Annotated in this window: 20 protein-coding genes; all 20 read right to left on the bottom strand. The window is 49.7% G+C overall.

The window, feature by feature from the left end; all coding sequences use genetic code 11:
- Positions 1-5 precede the first annotated feature (5 nt).
- The 20 genes from glnT to folD all read right to left on the bottom strand — a co-directional run bounded on the left by glnT (position 6) and on the right by folD (position 24,830).
- On the bottom strand, positions 6-1,337 hold the full coding sequence (glnT, locus tag HBA55_RS23140) for a type III glutamate--ammonia ligase (RefSeq protein WP_166996240.1): 1,332 nt from the start codon (positions 1,335-1,337) through the stop codon (positions 6-8).
- A gap of 19 nt (positions 1,338-1,356) precedes the next feature.
- A complete protein-coding gene (locus HBA55_RS23135) occupies positions 1,357-1,764 on the bottom strand; it encodes a RidA family protein (RefSeq protein WP_166996238.1) in 408 nt (135 codons plus the stop codon).
- A gap of 36 nt (positions 1,765-1,800) precedes the next feature.
- A complete protein-coding gene (locus HBA55_RS23130) occupies positions 1,801-2,235 on the bottom strand; it encodes a VOC family protein (protein WP_166996236.1) in 435 nt (144 codons plus the stop codon).
- 3 nt (positions 2,236-2,238) lie between these two features.
- Entirely contained in the window at positions 2,239-2,553 is a 315-nt protein-coding gene (locus HBA55_RS23125) for a non-heme iron oxygenase ferredoxin subunit (RefSeq protein ID WP_206019937.1), read from the bottom strand.
- Positions 2,554-2,625: 72 nt separating this feature from the next.
- Positions 2,626-3,918 (bottom strand): amidase family protein, encoded by a 1,293-nt coding sequence (locus HBA55_RS23120; protein ID WP_166996234.1) that lies wholly within the window; start codon positions 3,916-3,918, stop codon positions 2,626-2,628.
- 59 nt (positions 3,919-3,977) lie between these two features.
- On the bottom strand, positions 3,978-4,994 hold the full coding sequence (locus tag HBA55_RS23115; RefSeq protein WP_166996232.1) for an alpha/beta fold hydrolase: 1,017 nt from the start codon (positions 4,992-4,994) through the stop codon (positions 3,978-3,980).
- Between the two features lie 69 nt (positions 4,995-5,063).
- Positions 5,064-6,281: an NAD(P)/FAD-dependent oxidoreductase gene (locus HBA55_RS23110; protein ID WP_166996230.1), complete on the bottom strand. Its 1,218-nt coding sequence runs from the start codon at positions 6,279-6,281 to the stop codon at positions 5,064-5,066.
- A gap of 44 nt (positions 6,282-6,325) precedes the next feature.
- A complete protein-coding gene (locus tag HBA55_RS23105; protein WP_166996228.1) occupies positions 6,326-7,378 on the bottom strand; it encodes a 2,5-dihydroxypyridine 5,6-dioxygenase NicX family protein in 1,053 nt (350 codons plus the stop codon).
- 84 nt (positions 7,379-7,462) lie between these two features.
- Entirely contained in the window at positions 7,463-8,611 is a 1,149-nt protein-coding gene (locus HBA55_RS23100) for an aromatic ring-hydroxylating oxygenase subunit alpha (protein WP_166996226.1), read from the bottom strand.
- A gap of 35 nt (positions 8,612-8,646) precedes the next feature.
- The gene (locus tag HBA55_RS23095; RefSeq protein ID WP_166996224.1) at positions 8,647-9,405 is read right to left on the bottom strand and encodes a maleate cis-trans isomerase family protein; all 759 of its coding nucleotides are present in this window, start codon (positions 9,403-9,405) and stop codon (positions 8,647-8,649) included.
- A 49-nt stretch (positions 9,406-9,454) separates the two neighbouring features.
- Positions 9,455-12,022, bottom strand: a complete 2,568-nt coding sequence (locus tag HBA55_RS23090; RefSeq protein ID WP_240946247.1) for a TonB-dependent receptor — start codon at positions 12,020-12,022, stop codon at positions 9,455-9,457.
- A gap of 278 nt (positions 12,023-12,300) precedes the next feature.
- Positions 12,301-13,404 (bottom strand): NADH:flavin oxidoreductase, encoded by a 1,104-nt coding sequence (locus tag HBA55_RS23085; RefSeq protein WP_166996220.1) that lies wholly within the window; start codon positions 13,402-13,404, stop codon positions 12,301-12,303.
- A gap of 503 nt (positions 13,405-13,907) precedes the next feature.
- Positions 13,908-16,739 (bottom strand): TonB-dependent receptor, encoded by a 2,832-nt coding sequence (locus tag HBA55_RS23080; protein ID WP_166996218.1) that lies wholly within the window; start codon positions 16,737-16,739, stop codon positions 13,908-13,910.
- 74 nt (positions 16,740-16,813) lie between these two features.
- On the bottom strand, positions 16,814-17,872 hold the full coding sequence (locus HBA55_RS23075; protein ID WP_166996216.1) for a FecR family protein: 1,059 nt from the start codon (positions 17,870-17,872) through the stop codon (positions 16,814-16,816).
- Between the two features lie 2 nt (positions 17,873-17,874).
- A complete protein-coding gene (locus tag HBA55_RS23070; RefSeq protein WP_166996214.1) occupies positions 17,875-18,462 on the bottom strand; it encodes an RNA polymerase sigma factor in 588 nt (195 codons plus the stop codon).
- Between the two features lie 213 nt (positions 18,463-18,675).
- Positions 18,676-19,368, bottom strand: coding sequence for a sarcosine oxidase subunit gamma (locus HBA55_RS23065; protein ID WP_206019936.1), 693 nt, complete (start codon positions 19,366-19,368; stop codon positions 18,676-18,678).
- Between the two features lie 18 nt (positions 19,369-19,386).
- Complete coding sequence (locus HBA55_RS23060) at positions 19,387-22,323, bottom strand: 2Fe-2S iron-sulfur cluster-binding protein (protein ID WP_166996212.1); 2,937 nt, start codon at positions 22,321-22,323, stop codon at positions 19,387-19,389.
- Positions 22,320-22,655 carry a sarcosine oxidase subunit delta gene (locus HBA55_RS23055; RefSeq protein WP_166996210.1) on the bottom strand — a complete coding sequence of 112 codons (336 nt, stop codon included), beginning with the start codon at positions 22,653-22,655 and terminating at the stop codon, positions 22,320-22,322. Before HBA55_RS23055 ends, HBA55_RS23060 begins: the two co-directional genes overlap by 4 nt.
- 47 nt (positions 22,656-22,702) lie before the next feature.
- Positions 22,703-23,950, bottom strand: coding sequence for an FAD-dependent oxidoreductase (locus HBA55_RS23050; RefSeq protein WP_166996208.1), 1,248 nt, complete (start codon positions 23,948-23,950; stop codon positions 22,703-22,705).
- A gap of 10 nt (positions 23,951-23,960) precedes the next feature.
- Positions 23,961-24,830, bottom strand: coding sequence for a bifunctional methylenetetrahydrofolate dehydrogenase/methenyltetrahydrofolate cyclohydrolase FolD (gene folD / locus HBA55_RS23045; protein ID WP_166996206.1), 870 nt, complete (start codon positions 24,828-24,830; stop codon positions 23,961-23,963).
- Between the last annotated feature and the right edge of the window lie 3 nt (positions 24,831-24,833).

Below are 24,833 nucleotides of genomic sequence, written 5' to 3'. Positions count from 1 at the left end.
CAACACTAGAAAAATTCAACGTAGCGATTGCGTTCCCAGTCGGAAACATGGCGGTTATAGTCAATCCACTCATCGCGTTTGATCTTGATAAATTCGGAAATGATCTCCGAACCTATTTTCTCGCAGAGAATGGTATCCGCTTCCAGGGCATCCACCGCCTCATTAAGACTTTGCGGCAGAATATCAATGCCCCGCGCGGCGCGTTCATCAGCTGTAAGTGCATATAAATTGATATTCTGGGGGTCCCCGGCATCGAGCTGTCGCTCAATCCCGTCCAGACCCGCCGCGATCAGCGCAGCGTGCACCAGGTAAGGGTTACAGCCCGAATCAGGCAGACGGAACTCCAAACGTCCGTACGGAATACGAACCATCGCTGAACGGTTATTGTCGCCATAGCAAATATACGCGGGAGCCCAGGTTGCGCCTGAAGCCGACCCACCAACGACCAGTCTCTTGTAAGAATTTACCGTCGGAGCCGAAATCGCGCACAGGGCTTTGGCGTGATGGAGAAGCCCGGCAAGGAAGTGATAGGCCACTTTGGACAGCCCCATACCTTGTGGATCGCTGTCGTCTTCAAAGATGTTGTTACCATCCCTGTCGGTAATCGACAAGTGAAAGTGCATGCCGTTACCGGTACGGTCCGATGCCGGTTTAGGCATAAACGAGCAAACCATGCCCATCTGATTAGCGATTTCACCGGCAGCCATGCGAACAAAAGTGAATCGGTCTGCGGATGTTAAGGCGTCACTGTAGGTATAGTTAATTTCAAATTGACCGTTGGCGTCTTCATGATCAATTTGATATACATCGAAATCAACTTCCTGTAGGGACTCGACCAGATTCTCCAGAAACTCCCGGGAGCGCGACAAGCCTTTATAGTCATAGCAGGGTTTGTCCAGCACATCGGTTTCGTCCACAACTGACAGATTGCCGTCTTGGTGTCGGGTAAACAGAGAAAACTCCGGTTCCAGGCCTGTGTTTAGAGTCCACCCTCTATCGGCCAGCAACTGTAACTGGCGTTTTAAAACCACGCGACTGTCGTAAGGGTATGGTTCCTCGTTCACGAAGCCATCACAGACCAATCGTGCATAACCGGGCTGCCAGGGAACGAGCGTAAGCGTATCCAGATCACCACGCGCCATGAAATCCGGGCCATTCGGTTCCATACCGAGCCCCCAAACGGCAAACCCCGCAAATCCCGCACCTTTCTCTACGACATCCAGCAAACATTTCGCCGGTACTGATTTCGTCTTGGCTGTACCGTGTATATCCACGAACTGCGCCAAAATATACTTGACGTTGTTATCACTCAAAAACTTCTCTATATTCGACGGCATCTCCCGTCCTCCTGAATTGTTAGTATTCCTGATCAAGAACCGCAGTCACCTCAACCTCAATCAACCACTCCGGATCGCCTAATCTTGAAACCTGCACCCAACTCGAAGCTGGTGGTGCGATGTCCTCTCCCTGAAAGAACCTAGCTCTGACATCTGCGTTTTTAGCCAAGGCATCCAGATCCGTGGTATAGACCGTTTCTTTGACAATATTCCTCAGGGAAGCATCATGTGCCTTCAAGGTTTCGGAGATATCCTGGTAGACATTTTGTATCTGTTTACCCATGTCTCCCGGGTCCATGATATTTCCATCCTCATCCCAACTGACCGATCCGGTAACGTAGAGGGTACTTCCTGCCCTCACAGCCTGAGCGAACCCAAGCTGCTGTTCTAACTTGCGTTTGTGATACACCTGATTTGGTAGTGCCATAGACTCGTCTCTACAGTGTTTATGTTTGTCTCTGTGCTACATTTCACGGTTGATGTCTTTGTAGTCATGACTGTTTTCGGTAATCTCTATTACGTTTTTGTCTGGATCGCGGACGAAGACCGACCTCATCCCGGCAAAAAATCTCAGGGGGCCCTCCGTGATCTTAAAATGCCTCTCTTTTAGGGCAGCTATTGCGTCATCCAGACACTGGACCCTTAACGCCACATGGGTAAACCCTGGATGCTTTTCCCCGATGTCCATCAGAACATTAACGTCTTTGCAACTGTTTGCAGGGCCGAGTAGATTGAGTTCTATGCCACTGGGGTGCTTAATAATCACCGGCCGTCTTTCGAGGTAGCCCGCATCGCATATAATGCTGAACCCCAGTTGTTGATAGAACGCAAGTGACCGTTCTATATCTTTCACTCTGATACCGACGTGGTCTATTTGCATGAGATCCATTGGTTTCATGCACTATTCGTCCAGGCGAATCATGACTATCCCATCTTCAACCAAGACACGATAGGCTTTAAGATTGTGCAAGCAGGGCGAGCCGTTTGCTTCACCCGTTCTGATGTCAAATGTTCCACCATGAAATGGGCAAACGATATCGTTATCGTCAATGAACCCTTCCGCCATTGAAGCATCTCCATGAGTACACAAGTCGTCGGTCGCAAAAAACTCACCATCCAGATTGTAAACAGCGATGGCGGGTAAACCGTCCACTTCGACCTTTGTTACTTCACCAGGCTCGAGGTCACCAGATTTGATCAGCGCTATGTTTCTCAATTGACGCTCCTTAAATATCTTTTGTACTTGGAAAAATCCGAAAATCGATATCGGAACTGCTTAATAAAACCATTAATCTTCGACGCAGAATGTTGAAATTCGATTCATGATTTCTTTGCCAATTGCCAGAAGGTTGGCATCGTCATGACGTCTTCCGATCAACTGCACACCCACAGGAAGACCCTGTGGCCCCGTAGCAACCGGAAGGTTCAAACAGGGAACACCCAGTAGCGTCCAGGTAACTTGAAATATCGGAGAACCGGTGGCCATTCCAGCGGGGGCCTCGCCAGGTGCGCTGGGGCAGAGAATCGCATCATAATGAGAGAAAGTGTCATTGACCTTAGCTCGGAAGCTCTGAACCTTGCCGTATTCCGCAGCGTATGTCTCTGCGCAAATACTTCTGCCTTCGGCCAATATGTCGTGAAGCCCATCGCTCAATTGATCTCCGTACTTTTCGTAGGGTTCCGCGAGAGAGAGCGAAAGCCCCTTGTACAAGACTGTGCGATGGGTCTCAACCAATCCTGCATACTCAGGAGGCATGTCAAAGTACTCTACTTCAACCCCTTGACGGGCAAGCTGTGACATGGTTTCTTCCAAAACCTTGCGACTCTCGCTCTGAGCGGAGTCCCATTGATAGGTTCGGCATATACCAATACGGGGGTTGCGATCTCCTTTCCATTCCCTGGTTTGGTTGGTTTTTGTTGCGATTCCGAAAAACACTTGCAGGTCCTCAATAGACCTGCCCATATACCCCAGGGTGTCGAAAAGCGGTTGCATCTGCATGACGCCAGCGCCTTCGCCAAGCCCGTGTGTTGGTTTAAGGCCATATACCCCACAATAGGCGGCAGGTCGAATGAGTGAGCCTGCCGTTTGATTTCCGTAAGCAATTGGTACCGTATTATCGCCGACCGCAGCACCAGTACCGCTGGAGGAACCACCTGCGGTATGGGCCAGATTATAAGGATTTCGTGTTTGGTTGGGAGTAAACATTGCGAACTCTGTCGTCACACACTTGCCGAGCAGTACGGCACCTGCGTCGCGCATCAGAGTCACGCAATCTGCGTCCCGGGTAGGCTGCCTGCCTTTATAAATCTTCGAACCGTATTCAGTCGGAAAGTCTTTTGTGTCTATAACGTCTTTGACACCAAATGGGACACCATGCAACAAGGATTTGGGCTCACTGGCATCAGCTATCTGGGCTTGAGAGAGAGAGAACTCTTCATCAATATGGCACCATGCTCCAACGTCCTGGTTTCTCTGGTTAATTCGTTCCAAACAGGCTTTTGTCAGTTCTACTGACGATATTTCCCGTTTTCTGATAAGCTCAGCCGCCTTCAGTCCGGTCAATTCTGTGAGATCTGTCACTCTATTACTCCTGCCACTGATTCTGTGTTGTAGGATTTATCGATAAAACTGAGTTCGGTTTAGGAAGACTCCAGCAATTCCCGCAAATTTTCATCAATCACTTTGGTGTCCTCTATATTGCGGCCGGACCCCGCCCAGTGCCCCCACTGGGAGTCAATGATCCGCAACTCTGCATTTTTGATACGTTTTACCTCATAGGCGCTGTCTTCCGGAGGAAAATAGGCGTCATTGGCACATGGCATTACAAACGTTTTCGCCGTTATTTCACTCAATGCTCGATCGAAATCGCCTCCGTATTTCTCATTGGCACTGATATCCGATGTCTGCCAGGTTTCGATCTGGCTAAGCACATTGTTTGCATCCATTTTGGTATAGGTCGCTTCCCAGTATCCAACCAGAAATTCGTCAACACTACGGTACCCAAGATTCTCAAATAACCGATCTCGATAGAAGTGCGCTGAAGGTGGCCATGCCGCCCAGGCTCTGGCCATAGCCTTCAGGCCCTGCATCGGAGCCACGTTATAGTCTCCATCCTGCCAGGATTGGTCAGCTTTCAGAGCCGCCTTCATTCCTTCCAGAAATACATAGTTGTGTGCGGATACTCGCGCAGAACCACAGATCGCCGCTAAGCGCTCTACCTGTTCCGGAAATAGAGCTGCCCAGTGATAAGCTTGCACAGCTCCCATCGAAAATCCCACTGCCAAGGCCAGCCGTTCCACTCCAAATTCTTCCTGTAGCATCTTTTTCTGTAGTCGCACATTGTCTGCCACGGAAACCTTCGGAAACAGAGCGGGGTGGTCAGAATTACTGGGAGAGGTCGAAAGCCCGTTTCCCAAGAGGTTGACGACGACAATAAAATAGCGGTCGGTGTCAATCGATCGACCTTCGCCAAACAAGTAAGTGCTCTCTCGGTGAGTTCCTCCAAAGTGGGTTGGAATAATGACAACGTTGCTTCTGCTTCGATTCAGACTCCCGTAGGTTTGATACTTCAATTCAGCTAAGGGGAGAATCTCTCCGGACTCCAGCTTAAAATCTGGTGCTCTGAAGCTCTTTTCACTTGTTTTTAATGCTTTCACGGTATTTCTCTAAGTCGGTTACGAAAAATGAGCATTAGCTTGCACTCGTGAAATCCAAAGATTTCGGTTCTAGCGCTTCAGTAAAGACCTTAAGTTAGTGGCTGTATCCGAAACTTCGTGAGGATCAACCTGGATGCCTTTTTCGATAAGTTTCTGAGCGATACGGATATCCATTCCTGCATTAAAGGCTACTGCGCCAACAAGTTGACTCTTCCTGAAATAGAACGCCGTAAAGGATTCCGATCCTGCCTCGCCCCGGTAATAAGCGTCATCGGAGTCGAGCGGCAGCCCCGTCGTCTGGATATTGCAACCAAATTGATCGGTCCAAAACCAGGGAACCTCCTCGTAGCTGACTCGTTCGCCGCACATGTTGCGAGCAACAATTTCAGACTGGTTCTGCGCCACCTGCCAGGATTCTGGCTGAAGGTACTGGCGAGCCCATGGATTATAGTGTGATGTTACATCGCCTGCTGCGTATATATTGGGAACATTGGTCTCTCCATATTGATTGACGCGGATTCCACCCTCGATTTCCAGTCCGGCTTCAACGCCGATCTCAATATTTGGAATTCCTCCCACGCCGACAAAGACCGCGTCAGCGGGCACAACTTCACCATCCTCCAAGGTGACGCTCTTTACGTATCCGTTGCCGTTGAGTGCTTTAATTCCCGCATTGAATCTGACCTCCACCCCATTACGACTATGAAGATCATGGACAAAGCCGCTGATTTCCCTGCTCGGAAGTTTTGACAGCAAGCGATCGCCTCGTGCGAGCACCGTTACTTTCCAGCCCATTTTTCTTGCGCTGGAGGCGACTTCCAGCCCCAAATAGCCACCGCCAATAACAACAAGGTGCCCCTTTTGCTGTAAGGCTTCACTGAGAACGCTGGTGTCTACAGTTGATCGAAGGTAATAAACTCCGCCCAGATCGCCACCAGGAACATCCAATTTTCGAGCCCGTAGTCCGGTGGAAATGAGCAGCTTACTGTAGCTTAGGGAGCCAGCCGAGCCCATATCCACTCGTTGATGATCAACATCAATGGCTTGTACGCTGGTCGATGTCAACAAATCAATATTCTTCTCTCTATAGAAATCTCTGTCGAAAATACTGCTGGATTCAGGGCTTTCAGTACCCATCAATACGCCTTTAGACAGCGGCGGTCTTTCATAGGGGATGTCGGGCTCTTCCCCAATCAATGTAATTTTTCCACTGTACCCCACTTTCCGCATGGTACTGGCTGCACAAGCACCGGCTTGCCCAGCGCCTACGATTACAAATCCGCTCATATCATTAACTGCCTAAAAACGTATTGAAATAATGGAAACAATAATCAGAGATAAACAACTTCCAGCTCTGACGCTGCTGCGACCAGGTTATCCGGACCAACAAAATTTCCGTTACTGATAATCTGTTGATCACCGATCCAAAGGGACTGATTTTTCATGACACAGTCGGGATGATTCTCGCCTCCCCCCTCAACCCACTGGGGCAATCCCAACCCAACCGCATTGCAGCCTATGACACGTTGATCCTCGATAAACGATCGCCCTGTGAAACGCGCTGCCGGATGGTAGCCACAAGTAAAGTGCACAATATTGCCGTAGGCCCCATTGCCAGCACGTCGCAATGAGCGGTCAATTACTCTGAGTTCAGGGCCACCGCCTGTTACCGAGGTAATCTTCCCTTCAATTTCGAAAGTCAAGGGCTCTTGATTGAGCGCTGTGTAGTATTCATGGAATACGGCTTCACACACTACGGTACCTTTAACGGTCTCCAATTCCGGTATCACCATGACCGTACCAGGAACGAAATAACCCCCCGGCTTAGTCGCCCTGGCGATATCCAGGCCTTCAGGGTTTGCCAGTGTAAAGCTCACATCCGTTCCGCCAGGAGTTGTGATACGGCATTGTTTGCCCGCCGAAGAGGCAAGCAGGTCGTTGACAATGTCCGATACCGCAAACACCTTGTCCAAGTCTGCGTTTGCGAAGATTCTCACAATTCCTTCCGCCGCAATATCGGCAGCCAGGAAATAACGTGTACGTCCATTCTTCATTGCCTCATCATAAACACTGGCACCGGCAATATACGGCATACACAAGTCAATCCAGGCATCACAGTTTTTGCAGGCAGCCACTACCGGATCTGAAAGGTAAGGGTTTGCCAATCCCCCCTGAAAAGGCAACGCAGGAGACAGGGTCATCGAAGCTGCCTTCGCTCCCAATGCGTATGCTGCGTTTACCAAGGCAACCACAGCGCGCCTTTCTGTGTTGATATCGGCGGTAATTAGAACACTTTCACCTTCCTTAACGCACATCATGTCCCGTAACATAATGAGTGCGGCTTTCGATAAATCAGCCCCTATATCTTTTGGTATATATGCCATTGGTGTAACCCATAACCTAGATAAATTAATGGTGGCCCACAACACAAACCGGTGCTGTGGGGCAGTTTTCCGATACTTTGGATATCAGTCACTGGTACCGATGTCTTCGATATTGTGTTTGATCACACCAGCTACACCCGCTTCAAACGGAGACATTGGGCCTCGACCGTAATATTGTGACTTAAGGCCTTTCTGCAAGGAGAGGATCATCTCAGTGTCTTCGTCCAGGAATGCTTTGTAAAAGTCCTCGTAGACCTTTACCTTCTCCTTAAAGTTAGGTTGAGAGAAGTGCTCTTCCGGGAACATGATGTACGTCCATCCCATGCAACGGTCTACATCGATTGGCCAGTTTACGGAGCAAGAGAGGTTATCAAAGCGTGGGAAGAAGGCCATATTCGGTGGAATGTGGCTGGAGTATCCACCGCTCTTCAATTCTTCGGGCAACCAGGGAATGGGGCCGAACAGAGACTCACCGCCGGGCACCAGGGCACCACCAATAAAGCGCCCGTGATAGCCGCCTTGTGGCGTAGTTTCGAAGCGATAGCCGTCCAGAGGCTGGTGCTTGCCAAATGTATCAAGATGCAATACAGCAATATGATAAATATCCGTCAGGTTTTCATTCAGCAGTTTCCAGTTGCAGTTCAGCTCGGTGGGGAACTTTGCCGCCATCCGCATACGATCAAACTGATACGGGCCGTAAATTTCTTCTACATTACCAAGACAATCCAATAACGGCTTGGGGTTTTTGTTGAAGGTAACGAAGATAAAGCCTGCCCAGGTATCAACATGCAAATGCGGAAGCTGACATTTCTTGGGTTCGAATGTCTCTTTTTCGAGATGAAGTGCGCTCTTCAGATTGCCATCAAGGTCATACACCCAGCCATGGTAGGGGCAGGTAAAGTTTTTGGTGTTGCCTTCACCAAATGCGACCTCAACACCTCGGTGTTTACAAACATTGGCCATGGCCACGATTTCGCCAGCCTTGTTTTTAGTAACGATGATCGGCTCGTCAGCGATTCTGTGAGTAATGTAGTCACCCACGTTTTCTACTTCTTCCACACGACCGACGCAGAGCCAGTCCTTATAGAAGATTTCCTTTTTTTCGATCTCATAAACTTCGGCAGAAGTATAAACGTGTCCCGATTTATGATTGTGATTCATCGCGTCAGCGTCTTTGATAACGCTATAGCCGCGCTCGTTTGGATTAATTTCGAATTCGAATTTGCTTGACATGTATATTCTCCATTTTTGCGGTTAGCAACTGAGTGTTAGTATTGGCCTGAAAGCAGGTCTCCGGCATTGGGAATCGATGTCGATAATCCCAGTGTTTTCAACATCTGAAAGGCGGTACAGGCTGCGGTCGAAACAACGGGGATATCTTGAGTCTTCTGAACAACATCAAGGGCTGGCAGTGAAGGCATCTGCACGCACGCTGATAACACCAGTGCGTCGGCATTTGATACATTCAGTCTTTTAACGACATCCACCAGTGCCAAGGGGTCTCTTCTGCCAACGGCGAGATTGTCCGGGATTTCCAAAGCAATGGCGTCCTGTACCTCGACCCCTTCCGCTTCGATGTAGTCTACGACGAGATCGGTGAGACTCTGTACATACGGAGTTATGATTGACACTTTTTTTGCATCCATTGCTTTCAGGCTATCAACCAGTGCCCCGGCGCTCGATAACACCTTAGTATCAGGTGAATCCACATGGGTCGCTTCCCTGATCTCCTTTTCCGCGATACGGTGATGCCCCCTGCCTTGACACATGATGGCGACAAGGCATGCGGTAGCGACCACATCCATACGAGCGTCCGCCAGCTCCTGGGCACATCTGGCCACCTGCGTGTTCATCTTGGTCAATTCTTCCTTCGACACGGTTTTCATTCGCATTCTGCTGGAGTGAAACGTGAATTGTACGGAGCTTGTGGCTTCAGCCCTGGACAACATCAAAGGAACTTCCGTTTCCATTGTCGTATTAGAACTGGGGACAATTTGCCCCACTCTGACGATTCTTTTATCGGACATCCGATATATCTCCTATTCTTAAATTGGCTAGCTTAGAAACCGCGCGGGGTTAGTCCCAGTTGTAGTAAACCGTGGCACTCGCCCAACGGGGCTTGCCAGATACCGCGTAGTCACTGCAACCACAGATAGAAGAGAATTCAAAGGCAATTTCGCTGTAGCGTTCGTCTTCTACGTTCTCCAGTACCAAATCAACACCCCAGCTTCTGTCTTCCGAGGTGTAACCAAGTCGGAAGTTGTGGACCAGATGATCCTCCATTTCCGTAGCCTCATAATTGGTGACAAAGGTGTAATAGGAGTCTGAATAGAAGAAGTCATACTGGACGTATAGGCTTCCGTCGGAGAAGGGTGAATCCCATTCATAGCGGGCCAGCCCCGAATAGCTTATCTTCGGTGTATACGCTGGTTTTTTGTCAAGCAATCTGACGTCGTTGCCTACACCATTTGGACCAAATTCTCCGGTGGCAAAAGGCACATCTTCCAGGGTGGCATCGATGTATCCGACATTAAACATCAGATCCAGGCCGTCGATGGGATTGGAAGTAATGTCGAATTCCACACCTTTGTTGACCGCATCAACGTTGATCACGTAGTTCTGAAGTCCAAAATACTGAAAGGACTGATTGTCATCGTAATCGTAGTAGTAAGCTGAACCATTAAAGCGTGTAGTACCACCAAAGATCGTTGATTTAAAACCAATTTCATAGGCGGTTAAAATTTCCGGATCGTATTCAAATGCAGGTGGTACCGGAGGAGCTGTTCCCAGCTTGGCATTGAAGCCGCCGGCCTTCACACCTCTGTTCACACCGCCATAAACAAGTAAGTCTTCATTCGGGGTCCAGTCCAGTTGGATTTTTCCAGACCAAAGTGTTTCCTCTGATTCCTCTCCATCAACCAGTGTGTCAAAAAGAAAACCGTTTTCGATAGAAACCAGATCGTTAACCAGCACGGTGCCATCCAGAGATCGCATCTGGGTAATATGATCGTATTCTTTTTCCTCGCGAATAAGTCTGGCACCCGCCGTCAGAACCAGGGTATCAGTGAGGTCGTAGTCCATCTGTCCGAAAATGGAGTAGGATTCGGTCTCCTGGTCAATACTACTGTTCTGTCCGGGATTTGGCAGTAGGCTTACAGGAAGCAGCCCTGCATTCACCAGGTCCGAGGTATTTTGAAAACGGTTAACCGCATTTCCATTTGCTGTAGTCGGAGGTAGCAGCAAGCCGGTGTTTACGTCGTAATTCTTGATGTGCAGATAGAATCCGCCTGCAACCCAACGGGCGCGATCGGTTTGACCATTAAGGCGGATCTCTTGAGACCACTGATTTCCCTTCGCCAGCGCGTAAAAAACGGTGGAGTTGCTAGGCGAGCCTTCTGTATCCAGATAGTCTACTTTGGTCGTATGTTTAAAATCGGTAATCGACGTTAGAACGATATCTGTGTCAGCAATATCCCAGGTAAACTTCGCTGTAGCTCCAGTCAGAGAATAGCTGTTGGCGTCAGCAACTGAATAGTCACTGCTAATTCTGAGATTTTCGATATCAGAGTCTCTATAGCCATCGATGTCTGCACCCGGAACAGGTCGAACACCGACACCGATATCATAACTGGGTGATCCAGGCCCAAGTGCACCCGCCGGCAAAGAGAGGAAATTCCCTTCACCCGGAGCAACATCCAGAAAATTGATAAAACAGCCTGCATTGTTGAAAGGGCATGCATTAATGTCGCCAGCCGGTGTCTGCTGAATGGCAACTCTTGTCTCAGTAGAGCCTTCAGGAAGACGATAAGCTTCTATCTGATTCCCATGCTCATCGAATACGGCGATACTGGGAAAACTCTGATAGTGTGCGGATGAAATCTCTTCCCGTCCGCGATGAAGCGTAAAAAGAGCCGTCACATCGTCGCTTATGTCCCACTCCAAGTGAGCTCGGATCCCCCAGGTATCCTCATCCCAGGTATCGTCCGCGCCCGGAAAGTCATTTTTGTAGATGGGGTCATGGCCTTCATACATCATTGCGAAGCGACCTTTCAGATTATCGCTGATACTGCCGCTTACCGATCCTTCCAATTTGGATTCATTGTATGATCCGTACCCTACGCTTAACTTCGCTTCGAAGACGTCGGTCGGTTTATTGGTAATGAAGTGACCGAGTCCCCCGGTCGCATTTCGTCCAAACAGCGTACCCTGCGGCCCCTTAAGGACTTCAACACGCTCCATGTCGAACATACCAAACCGCTGGAGGTAGGTGGCTGCCAAGTAGGTTTCGTCAATATATACAGCATTAGGTGACTCTGAAGTATCATTGTAGTCCTGTTGAGCAACACCGCGGATGTTGAACATCTTGTGTTGTCCTGCCGTCGACCCCGTGAAGTTGACTCCGGAAGTGAAGTTGATGACGTCCGTTGTTTCGCTAAATCCCAGTGCTTCCATCTGCTCACCGCTCATAGCACTTATCGCGATACCCACATCCTGGGAATTCTGTTCACGTTTTTGAGCCGTAACTATAACTTCCTCTAGCACTGAGCTTCTTGATGCAGCGTTAACATCCAGACTCATTGTCGCCAATGAACTAATAGATGTAAAAAGACCCAATACCAATTTACTTTTATTAAAATGAACCATCACATCCTACCCTCTCAATAGACTCTCACAAAACAACGATTTTTCTGATCTTGAACTGACTTTCTTTTTGTCTTCAATAACTACAACACCAAGAATTGTAATTACCACTACTCGATAATAATTTTTTTTTGATGTGAAAAAACTTTATTGAATGAGTTTTTGGATCGGTGAATTGCAATGGAGGTTATACGCGAGTACATCGCATAAGCAGCCGGAGATCAGCTGCTCGGAACAGAAACTCGGCGGCGACAGGAGAATTACATTCGAATGCGATTGAGCTAGTAAAGAGAATTTAACAGTGATTTTCGGTAGGGCAACAGATCAGTGTATCTTCCTTCCTTTACTATATTTGCCCAGGAGGGATTGGCAATAACAGGTCTTCCGACAGCAGCAAGGTCGAATTCGTCACATTTTAGTCGATGTACAAGATTTTTTAGATTTCGGTCTACGTCCCGCTGCAATTCCGATTCGTCCTCGTGAAGTTTGTCCCCCAACCCTATACTACCGACCGTAATAGTGGGTTTGCCTGTGAGTTTCTTTGTCCACCCGGCCAGATTTAAACTACTACCGTCAAACTCCGGCTCCCAGTAGCGGTGGGTAGAGCAGTGAAACATATCAACGCCAGCATCAACCAGTGGCTGAAGAAAAACGGCCAGATCAGTCGGGCTTTCTACAAGTTTGGTTGTAAGATCCTGTTCCTTCCACTGTGACCACCTGAAGATGATTGGGAAGTCAATTCCAACAGAACGACGAATTTCACTGACAATCTCGGCGGCGAATCTGGCTCGATTAAGCAGGCTTCCTCCATATCTGTCTTCGCGTCTGTTGGATTGGCTCCAAAAAAACTGGTCGATCAGATATCCATGCGCGCCGTGAATCTCAATGGCGTCGAACCCGATTTCCTTCGCATCCACAGCGGCCCGACGGAAGGCCTCGATAACATCTTCAATGTCTCTCGTCGTCATCTCATGTATATCATTGCCCTCGGGCATCTCGATACCTGAGGGAGCGATACCCGGCGCCTGGGGGTAAGGGGCGACGCCCTTACTGCGAACGGCCCCTACATGCCAAAGCTGGGCAGCGATGGCAGCTCCCCCGTGGTGCACCTCGTCAACGACCGCCTTCCAGCCAGCCAGAGCGTTGCTTCCATACATAAAGGGTACGTTTTCCGATGCATTTGCGGCTCGATGCCCAACGCAGGTCCCCTCCGTAATAATCATCCCTATGCCACCCCTGGCTCTCCTTCCATAATAGGCTGCCACCTGATCATCAGGTATATTGTTGGGGGAGTAATGTCGAGTCATTGGCGCCATGACCAATCGATTTCTGAGCTCAAGCGATCCCATTTTGAACGCTCGAAATAGTTCCTGATATTGAGTCAAACCTGACCTCTGTACGGTTAAATTCGATTTAGGTTGGGGTCTAAGATATTTGCTTATCGCAGACTTTTCTTGGACTGAATCTGATTTCTCTTTGTGTCGAAACCTGGGTAAAGTATGATCAAAACACCATCTTTAGAGAGCCCTCCCTGAAAATCCGTTCCCTCGAACAGTACCTCGAGGACTTCAGGTAAGGTATACAATCCATTTACCGACTTGGCATTCAATTGCCTGGCAACTGTGTATGGAAAGATAAGAGCCACATCCAATTGCTCGGATAGGTCTACGAGAGACTCAGCCACAGATTGAGCAGGAAGAGAGATATGGTGAACTACATGATTGTCTGATCTGGCGCCTACTGTTACCAATAAACCTAGAATCCAAATTATCAGGTTAATTCTCACGCCAAAACCCTGCTGTTGAAGTATGAAAAAGCTGTATCCTTACTTACTACAACACCGATGCTTGTGGTAACCACTACTCGTATTTCAATTTTTTCAAGAACATCAATTCCAACGATAGTAAATTGATGCACTAGCCCATCGAGGCTTTCCTGATACCGCATAGTCGCTACAGCCACAGATGGATGAATAGTCGAATGATATCTCCCCATAGCGTTCATCTGCGACATTTTCCAGTGACAGGTCAATTCCCCACTTTTCATCACCGGAAAGATAACCCAGTCTCAAGTTGTGCACCAAACTATCGTTCATTTTGGTGGCGTCATAGTTGGTAACGAAAGTAAAATAGGAGTCTGAATAGAAGAAATCGTATTGCCAGTAGAATTTCCCGTTGCTAAAGGGGGACTCCGATTCGTATCTCATTAGACCAAAATAGCTTGTTTTTGGTGTATAAGCGGGTTCACGATCCAAGAGCCTGACTTCAGCGCCAATACCCGTAGAATTGAAAGCGCCACTTGAAAATGGTACATCCATTAATGTCGCATCTATGTAGCTCGCGCTAAACATTAGCTCGATCTGACTCGTTGGGTTGGATATCAGTTCCAGCTCCACTCCTCTGTTAACAGCGTCGACGTTAATCACGTAGTTTTGTTGACCGAAATATTGAAATGATTGATTATCCTTATAGTCATAATAATAGGCGGACGCATTAATTCGGGTACTACCTTTGAAAAGAGTGGACTTAAATCCAATTTCGTAGGCGGTCAATACTTCGGGTTTATACTCAAACTTGGGCGGTACAGGAGGCGCTGTGCCGAGTTTAGCGTTAAACCCACCGGCCTTGACGCCACGATTTACTCCCGCATAAACCAGTAGATTGTCGCTGGGTTTCCAATCCAAGTGTAGCTTGCCCGACCACAGAGTTTCCTTTGACTCTTCCCCTTCGACTCGCGTGTTGAAGTCGAAGCCGTTGTCAATTGATACCAGGTCGTTGATCAATACATTGCCGTCTAGATCTCGCAGTTGCGTGATGTGATCATAACGCTTCTTTTCCAGAATACTCCGCAATCCAGCAGTGAGAACCCAGGAATCCGAAAGTTCGTATTCAAACTGTCCGAACACTGAATAAGATTCTGTATCCTGTGTGATATGACTGTTTTGACCAGGACTCGGCAGTGAGCTGATTGGTAAATAACCCTGATTCACCAGTACAGTTGTATTTCGAAATCGACTGATCGCGTTGCCGCCAGCTGTTTCCGGCAGGAACAGAAGCCCTGTATCAACATCGTAACTTTTTACTCCCAAGAGAAACACACCAGCGACCCATTGAAAATCATCACTCTCGCCATGTAGTCGAAACTCTTGAGACCATTGATCTGATTTCGCCAAAGCATAAAATACTGTCGAATTACTGGGTGACCCTTCGGTATCCAAAAAGTTGATTTTGGTAGCGTGTTTATAATCAGTTATTGAGTTTAAAACCCATCCCTCGTCATTTAACAACCAGATAAACTTTACCGTTGCGCCGGTCAGAGAGTAGCTGTTTGAGTCTGCTTGCGAAAAATCACTTCTCATTGTCAAGTCATTGAGATCCGGATCACGATATCCATCAATATCTCCTCCTGGGACTGGCCTATGCGAAATGCCTATGTCATAGGCCGGAGACCCTTCACCAAGTTCACCAGGTGACAGAGAGAGAAAGCTACCTTGGCCCGGTTGGGCGTCCAGAAAATTAATAAAGCAGCCGGCATTATTGACAGGACACCGATTTATTTCGCCGTCATCTGTTTTTTGTATTGCCACTCTTGTTTCCGTCGAACCACTCGGTAAACGCATCGCTTCGATCTGGTTTCCGTGTTCATCGAAGACTGCAATACTGGGAAAGCTCTGATAATGAGCTGAAGAGATCTCCTCCCTGGCTCGGTGGAACGTAAATATTCCGTTTAAGCTGTCATTGATTTGCCAATCAAGATGCGCGCGATATCCCCAGATGTCTTCATCCCAGGTATCATCCGCCCCTGCAAATTCGTTGTTATAGATGGGGTCGTGGCGCTCAAACATCATCGCCAGACGGCCGTTGACTGAGGTAGATAGCTTGCCACCCACGGCGGACTCTATTTTTGCCTTATTATGAGACCCATACTCAATGTCTACATAGGCATCAAAGTCATCTGTGGGTTTTTTGGATATGAAATGCCCCAAACCTCCGGTTGCATTTCTTCCAAAAAGCGTACCTTGTGGCCCTTTGAGTATTTCCACCCGCTCCAAATCGAACATACCAAACCGCTGCAAATAGGTAGCGGCATAATAGGTTTCATCCATATACACCGCATTTGGCGATTCGGCAGTATCGTTGTAGTCCTGCTGGGCGACACCGCGAATGTTAAACATCTTGTGTTGACCGGCGGTTGATCCTGTAAAATTAACTCCGGACACATAGTGAATAACATCGGTAGACTTACTGAAACCCATGGTTGAGATTTGTTCGTCATTGAATGAGCTTATGGCGATACCCACATGCTGTGCGTTTTGCTCTCTTTTTTGCGCGGTAACGATAACTTCCTGCAATATGTAGGTAGAATCTTCATCTTCAACCCGCTCGCCAAATGACTCGTTATTTTCCCCAGAGGATTTAGAAATGGAGACGACCAAAACGCCCTTATCCGACAGTTCGCCGATATATCCCGTCCCATCCAGCATTATCTCTAGTGCTTTAGCCAACGTATAGCGGCCATCAATCGCATTGGCAGGGAGTTTACTGGCCATTTCGTAGGGAAAGAGCAGGAGTATGTCAAGTTGATCCGATATGTCTGCCAATGACTCGGCAACTGTCTGGCTTGGCAATTTAATTCGAAACTTTCTTTCTTCGCCGGACTTTGCACTGACAGCGAAAAAAAATCCGATAATCAGTGTGATTGCCAAAAGAGAATCTTTCATAAGCCACTATTGTTGGGGACAGTGTCAGTCTCTTGTGAGTCCCTGTTTTGATGACCTTTATCTTTTAGAATAGTTCATTGCAGCGTTGATGCTTGTAATTGTATATGAGAGTCGTCCACGTAACTGACCTCTACGTTGAAGCCCAGCGTTAGCGCATCAAAGAGCGCATCCAGTTCACCGATTCTAAAACGACCGCCTATGGCCAGATCCCGAAGTTCAGGATCCGATATTTCAATAGTAACGTCAGTATAGCGGTTGACCTCTGATATAACCTTGTGAAGAGGGTCTCCGGCGAAGATCAATAAACCCTTCTTCCATGACATTTCCCGATCCAGCTCTTTGTCCTTCAGATTACTGAGTTGTACCTGGCCTTTATTCAGGGTAGCGCTCTGACCTCGTTCCATAGAGAGAAGTACGCGGCGAGGAATGCTCTCAGGCGCCTTTTCAGTCACATCAGAGGCATCGATACGAGCTAACTCTACAATACCTTCCGTTACCGTCACTTGCATTTCTCTATTGGATAGATACACCGAAAAGGCCGTTCCCACTGCCCGGGCGCTACCTCCACCGGCATAGACGTCAAACGGACGGTTGCTGTCTTTTTGTACTTCAAAATGAGCCTTACCACGAAGCAACCGGATTGCCCTTATATCATCACTAAAGTTTACCTCTATCTTACTGTTTGTATCCAGGTGCATCCTGGAATTGTCAGGCAGGAGCACTACCTGCTGCTCACCTATCGTTGTTTCATAGATACTGCTTTCGTTGATAGAGGGTGTTTTGAGTAAGAGCAATGCTACGGTAACAACGATTCCCAAAGAGGCCGCAATCGCCATCCCCCCTCCTGAACTGAGAGACCTAATGGGGTTTGATAGGACTCCCCATGGGTCAAAGGCCCTCTTTGTCTCCCTTTTTGGTGTGGGTACCGCCAGCTCGGACAGCAGGTCGGCGTCGACCCAGCATTGCTCAGCAAACTCCAACTCAGCCCGATGTACCGGGCTGCGTTCAGTCCACGCACGCAGATTCAGAATATCCTCATCCGTGGGCGCTATGTCCTGATTGAACTTCAAGACCCAGGCTCGGGCTTCTGATCTGATGGTTTCCTTACATTGGAAATTGTGTACGTTATCCATGATTAGGCTCCCCGTTTCCTTACCGGCTGTTCGCGACGCACTGCTCCATCACCCATTCTGTGGCGGACATATTCAGTGCAACGAGCGAAGCCTTTTTCGATATGTGTTTCTACAGTACTGACTGTAATCCCCAGAGTATCTGCTATTTCTTTATGACTCATCGCATAGACTTTACGCATCAAATAGACCTTGCGGCACTTTTCCGGTAGTGTCGCGACCGCCTCACAATGAATCCCCAACTTCTGTTGGGCCATTACCTCATCTTCCAATGTGAAGTCACTAATAAGAGCTTCCGACGACTCTGCGCTGTCTTCCAAAAACTCCGTAGGACGGCGAGTTGCCTGACGCAGGTGGTTTAAAGAGACATGCTTGGCAGTCCTGAACAAATAGGATTTAGGCTGGGCAATATCCTTGCCTCTCTCTGCGTTGTAGGCAAGGAGAAAGGCCTCTTGTACGATATCTTCCACATCACTTTGATTCTTTACGAGGCGTGAGACAAACCGTTTTAAAGCTCGCAGGTGCGCTTCGTAGGCAGATAGCAACGCTGACGGCCTGGATCTCTTAGGTTTTTCTTCGTTCGATTCTGACATTGTTTATGCCCACATGAACACAACCACTTTGACTATTGCTTACAACACCAGCCGGCAGCCGAACCACTACTCGAACCGTTATATCGATTGGCAATATCCTGACAGGCCTTTATATCCAAACTGGCTTGTAGTTTCATGCAGGACTATAGAGGCATTTTGAAGTACGTTCTAAAGAATAGGACAGATCTTCCTATAGCGTTAACCTCTGTTGTCCTAATTCTTACCGCTTAGGTTCTGAACAAGGCATTCGATACCCACAGCTTCCCCACCAAACTCACCCATCGCATCGAGCAAGCAGTCCCACAAGTATTCTGCGGCTGCGCTGTCACACAACAGCGAAAAGCAAGGAATGTTGTTCACTTCGTGATGGACCACTATCACATTAATCCGAGCCACGGAGGTCTGTGCAATAGCACCGACGGGAAAGGCTTCATCACTTAGATCCACACCACATACTTTCGCCAACGTTTGAGGCAAGTGTTCACCCGTCATCACTAACCATGCATGGCTGTCCTGACAGTATAGTGAGTAGCAGTCCGATGTGGGCAATTGCCGGCGCCGTAGCGCCTCAATATTTTCGCCCTCATCACGCAAGGCAGATAACACCCAGAATTCCTGCGGGCTCAGACGCAAAACCAATTCACCACCGGACGCCTGTAAAAATTGATTTGGCTTCGACGGCACGGGTAAATCAACAGTTTCCAGAAACGACGCCGCATTCCCCCCGCGATACCCCACACGCGGTAACGTTGACAAATCCAGCAGGCCTGACCTTGTTGCCTTGTCACTGCCATTATTGTTAGCAGCTACAATGGCGCTGCCTGCCATCTCTTTGAAACGCGCGCCGGTCAGATTTCGGTATACAGCGCTGCGTTTTAGGAACGATTCCGGACTTATTGCACTCATGGGTCTAGTTCTCTCTGCTTAAAGCGTTTGGCGATCATTGTTGGGATCAAAGAAAGGCAGATCAACCACCTCGGCTTCCACCTGGAACCCGTTATCTACCCGAATGGGAAAACGGCTTCCAGTCTGACACTGGTCCTCTCCAACATAGGCCAATCCGATAATGGCATCAACGGTGGGTGAATACTCACAGGAGGTGACATTGCCACTGATATCCTTACCCTTGAGCACCAGATGCCCTTCTTCCGGTTTAATGGCATCTTTTGGCAAGGTAAATCCCACCAGCTTTCGAGTTTGCGGTTGAGCCATGACTATGTCGACTGATCGACGACCGACAAAGAAAGGCTTTTTACGATTTACCGCCCACTCCAGTGACAGTTCACCGGGGTGACTCATGCCATCGGTGTCCTGGCTGACAATGATGTGTCCCTTCTCCAGCCGCAGCAATCGTTGGGTTTCCACACCAAAGGGACGGATATCGAACTCTTCTCCGGCTTGGAACAGTGCGTCCCACAGTGCCTCGCCGTAGCGCGAGGGTACGTGAATCTCATATCCCAACTCGCCGACGAATCCAACACGTAACAAGCGAGCGGGAATATTGGCGATATGTCCCTCGCGGTAGGCGAGATATGGGAATGCTTCTGAGCTCAGATCCACATCAGCTGTCAGTTTCTCCAGAACTTTGCGAGAATGCGGCCCCGCCAGATTGACCGCGGAGAAGGCGGATGTCACATTGGCAATATCCACATCCAGACGCCACTGCGCGTTCCACTTCAACATCTCGCGATAAACCCGCTCTACACCTCCGGTGGTGGCTGTTACATAGAAATGATCGTCGCTGATGCGACAGGCCACTCCATCGTCAATCACCACACCGTGCTCATTGGTCAGTACCGCGTAGCGAGTTTTGCCGACCGGCTGCTTCAGAAATGCGAAAGTATAGATACGATTCATGAACTCGGCGGCATCCGATCCGCGCAACTCAATACCGCCCAAGGTACTGACATCGATCACACCCACCTTGTTGCGAACGTGTGTGGATTCGGCCTGCATACAGCGGTCACGGTCTTGCGCTGATCCGTAGAACGCCGGGCGTTGCCAATTGCCCGCCGGCATCATTTTAGCCCCTAATGCGTTATGACGGTGGTGCATGGTGGTGCGTCGATAGGGATCAAAGATTCTGCCGGCGACATGAGCCAACTTCTCGGGGGAAAATGGTGGTCGAGCGGTAGTTACACCGGTTTCGGTAACCGATCTGTTGGTGGCCTTGGCCACCAGTCGCGCTGTTGGCAGCGCCGAATGACGGCCCTGTGAAGGCCCCATGCCCACGGTGGAGAAGCGTTTGACCAGTTGCACATCCCGATATCCGAGACGGGTCGCGTTGACGATGTCCTTCAATTGAAGGTCTTCGTCAAAATCGACAAAGTCTTTACCTTTGGGATGACTGAAGATAGGCCATTCAAAGTTAACACGACGATCACAATTTATTTTTGGCACTTCGACATCCTGCACCAGCCCCAGCGCTTCAAGGGCCTGAAGGGCGGCGCGTTCACCGTCTGCCATCACATCGCTCAGCCCATGCACACCATTGACGGAACCCGCAACGTGGAGATGCTGGGGCAGCTTGCTCAGTGAGAACTCTGCCGCCTGATCATTGTAAGACAGCTGACCACCCGCCTGACACAGTAGCTGGTACACCGGCATGTAACCCGCTGACATACACACCAAATCACAGTCAATGGTGCGACCATCGAGTTCGACGATGCCTCTGGCGGCAATTGCCCGAACCTCAACCGCTCGCACATGCTTATTGCCTTTGGTGGGTATGGCCTCGTAAACGGTATGACCAGTCAGGATTTCAATGCCTCGTCCTTTCACTGCGCTTGCCAAAACTTCGGATTCAACAGACGCACGCATATCAACGATAGCAGCAACTTCAACGCCCTGGTCGTGCAGATCCAGAGCCGCAAGATAGCCATCATCATTGCCGGTCAAGACCAGCGCGCGCTGACCCGGCTTCACTGCATAGTGCTTCATAAGTCGCGTAGCCGAACTGCTCATCATAATGCCCGGCAGGTCGTTATTGCGGAATACCACATGCTGTTCAAAGGAACCGGATGCCACAATGCACTCCCTGGCCCGCACCTTGTACATGCGCTTTCCCTGGATGATCGGGAGGTAGTTATCAGCAAACCAACCGTTGCAGGTTGCGTTTTTCAGCACCTTAATATTGGAGTTACATTCGACCTTACTCAACAGTTGCGCGCGCAGTTGGTCGGCCTGAATGCCCTCCGCATCGAAGCGATGGTAACTCAGCGCACCGCCAAGCAATGGTTGCTCCTCGACCAATAACACACTGGCGCCACCCTCGGCCGCTTTCAGTGCCGCGCTCAGACCCGCAGGCCCGGAGCCCACTACCACCACGTCGTGGAACAAGTAGGCTTTGTCGTAGTATTGCGGTTGAAAGTCCAGATCCAACACCCCTAACCCGGCCTTCTTCCGAATAGTGGGCTCCCACATTGGCCAAGAGTCAGAACGTTTGGAAAACAGCGACGCCAGCGGCAACGGTTTAAAGAAGGAACGATAGTAGAAACCAACCGGCATAAATCGAGAAAAATGCCCCAACACGGCATCGCGGTCATTTTCCAAACTACCGTTATAGTTCTGACCGTTGACCTTGATGTTGTTTTCCACCAGGGCTCTGTCCGCCAACACGTTGGCTTCCTTGTCCAGTTGAACTAACGTATTGGCGTCCTGCCCAGCCATGGTTAAGGGACCACGGGGGCGGTGGTATTTAAACGAGCGTGACAGCAGCCAACGGCCGTTGGCGGCGAGCGCGCTGGCGATGGAATCGCCGCGGAAACCTTGATACTTCTTGCCATCGAAGGAGAAACTGACCTGCGTATTGCGATCAATCATCAGGCCCATCGGGCTCTCTAAACGCGCGTGCTCGCTCATGCCCCTACTCCTTTCAGTTTCATTTGACCGGCCTCGGTTGAGACATCACTTTCTGTGGAGAACTCTACTCGCTGTTTGAAGACTTCCGACGGATCATAGGTGCGAATAATATCGTCGGTCACCGTATGACGTTCAGCAATAAACCAGTAGCTGGAAGGCGCGTGCAGCCACCATTCCACGACGACGCCGGCCTTATTATCTGTGTAGAAAACATAATCTGCCCAATCATGGTCCGTACAATTTGCCGGATCGGGCATGGCTTTGACCTCGCCACCGTGAACGAACTCACTGATATTGCGGGGTCCGTTCAGTGGACAGTGCATGATTTTCATGGGATCTGCTCCTCGCTGATTTGTTCGGGCCATCGGCCGCATTTACATCAATGGCTGGCCGCCGTCGCACCCATCTCATTGACCTGACGGAAGGCGTCGAATCGATCCATAGAAAATGGCGCAATCAGCGCGGGAACCTTGCCGCCACTGGCCACCAACTCGGCCATGGTTTTTCCGCAAATGGGTGTCGATTTGAAGCCCCAGGTTCCCCAGCCCGCGTCCAGATAGTAATTTTCCACCGGGCTCAGCCCCATGATCGGGCTGTAGTCGGAGGTCATATCCGTAATACCGGCCCATTGACGCATCAAGCGAAGATCCGCCATAAACGGAAACATCTCGATTGCATGAGCCAACAAACTTTCTTTAAGCTCCAGAGTTGAACGGGTGTTATAAAGCGGATAAGGATCGGACCCGCCCCCAAACACAATCTCACCTCGGCTTGTCTGCTGTACATAGCAATGCAGCGCGGAGGAGCTGACCAGTGGGTCCAGGAAAGGTTTCACCGGCTGAGTCACCATCGCCTGTAAGGGATAGGTGGTAATGGGCATGCGAAAACCAGCTTTGGCCGCCATCAACGAACTGTGGCCGGCCACGGCTTGAATGGCGCAACCACACTTGACCGTACCGCGGTTGGTCTTGATGGCTGTGACTCGGCCATTGTCCACGACAACATCGGTGACCTCCGTCAACTGATGGAGCTCCACTCCCCGCTGGGTCGCACCTTTGGCATAGCCCCAGGCAACAGCATCGTGACGAGCCGTAGCGCCGTCCTTGTGCCAGAGGCCTGCCAATACCGGCAAATGTGCCGGATTCATATTTAAAGTCGGCACCAGCTCCCGGATCTCATCCGGACCGATAAGCTCGGTGCGGCCACCGAAATGTTTGTTCACTTCCGCACGTTGCCGAAACGCCCGTACCGTGGCATCCGTATGAGCCAGGGTTAATTGACCCCGTTCTGAGTACATGATGTTAAAGTCAAACTCATTGGAGAGATCCTTAAACATCTCCACGGACTGGCTGTAAAATCGAACACCTTCAGGCGTTAAATAGTTAGAACGGATAACAGCCGTGTTGCGCGCAGTATTTCCACCCCCCAAATACCCTTTTTCCAATACTGCAACGTTAGTGATGCCATGATACTTTGCGAGGTAGTAGGCGGTTGCAACACCATGGCCCCCACCACCGATGATCACCACGTCATAGCTGGATTTAAGATCCGTCGGTCGCGGCAAATCGGCGTCGAGTTCAAATGGGTAGTCTTTATTAAGGCCGTATTTCAGTAGTGAAAAAGGCATAGCCCCTCCTTTAATCAGGAATCGACAGCTGCATCCGCGCAGCAGACAGTGTGTTTTTCATCAGACAGGCAATGGTCATCGGGCCGACACCTCCGGGCACGGGAGTGATAGCACCTGCAATGGGCTCGACCGAATTGAAGTCCACATCGCCGACCAGCTTGCGACGACCGTCTAGCTCAATAGCATTTATGCCCACGTCGATCACCGTGGCGCCAGGCATGATCCAATCTTCGGTTACCAGCTGCGCTCGCCCCACCGCGGCGATCACGATATCGGCCTGACGACAAACATCGGCCAGATCTCGGGTGCGGGAATGGGCTATGGTCACTGTACAGTTTGCCTGTAACAACAATGCCGCCATGGGTTTCCCCACGATGTTTGATCGCCCGATCACCACTGCAGTCATGCCACTCAAATCGCCGTGGGTTTGTTGCAGCATGATCATGCAACCCAGAGGCGTACATGGCACCAGACCGCTTTGACCCGCCGCGAGCGCGCCAGAATTGAGCGGGTGAAAACCATCGACATCTTTAAGGGGATCGATGGCGGCAATGACATCATCTTCATTTAAGTGAGCCGGTAGAGGCAATTGAACCAAAATACCGTGTATCTCCGAATCTCGATTGAGTTTGTCGATAAGCTCGTCCAGTGCTGCCTGAGAGGTGTCAGCGCTGAGACGATGCTCTACCGAGCGGATGCCCGCCTCTGCCGCCGAATGAATTTTATTGCGCACATAAACCTGGCTGGCTGGATCCTCCCCCACCAACACAACGGCAAGCCCCGGTGTGACACCGTGATTATCCTTGAGCTGCTGCACTTGCACAGATACCTGCTCCAACAGCTGTGCCGATATTTGTTTACCATTGATCAACTTGGCCACGAG

The sequence above is a fragment of the Pseudomaricurvus alkylphenolicus genome (genome assembly GCF_011683955.1).
GTDB lineage: Bacteria > Pseudomonadota > Gammaproteobacteria > Pseudomonadales > Cellvibrionaceae > Pseudomaricurvus > Pseudomaricurvus alkylphenolicus.
The sequence above is the reverse complement of the archived record's forward strand: the minus strand, read 5'-3'. Positions and strand labels throughout refer to the sequence as shown.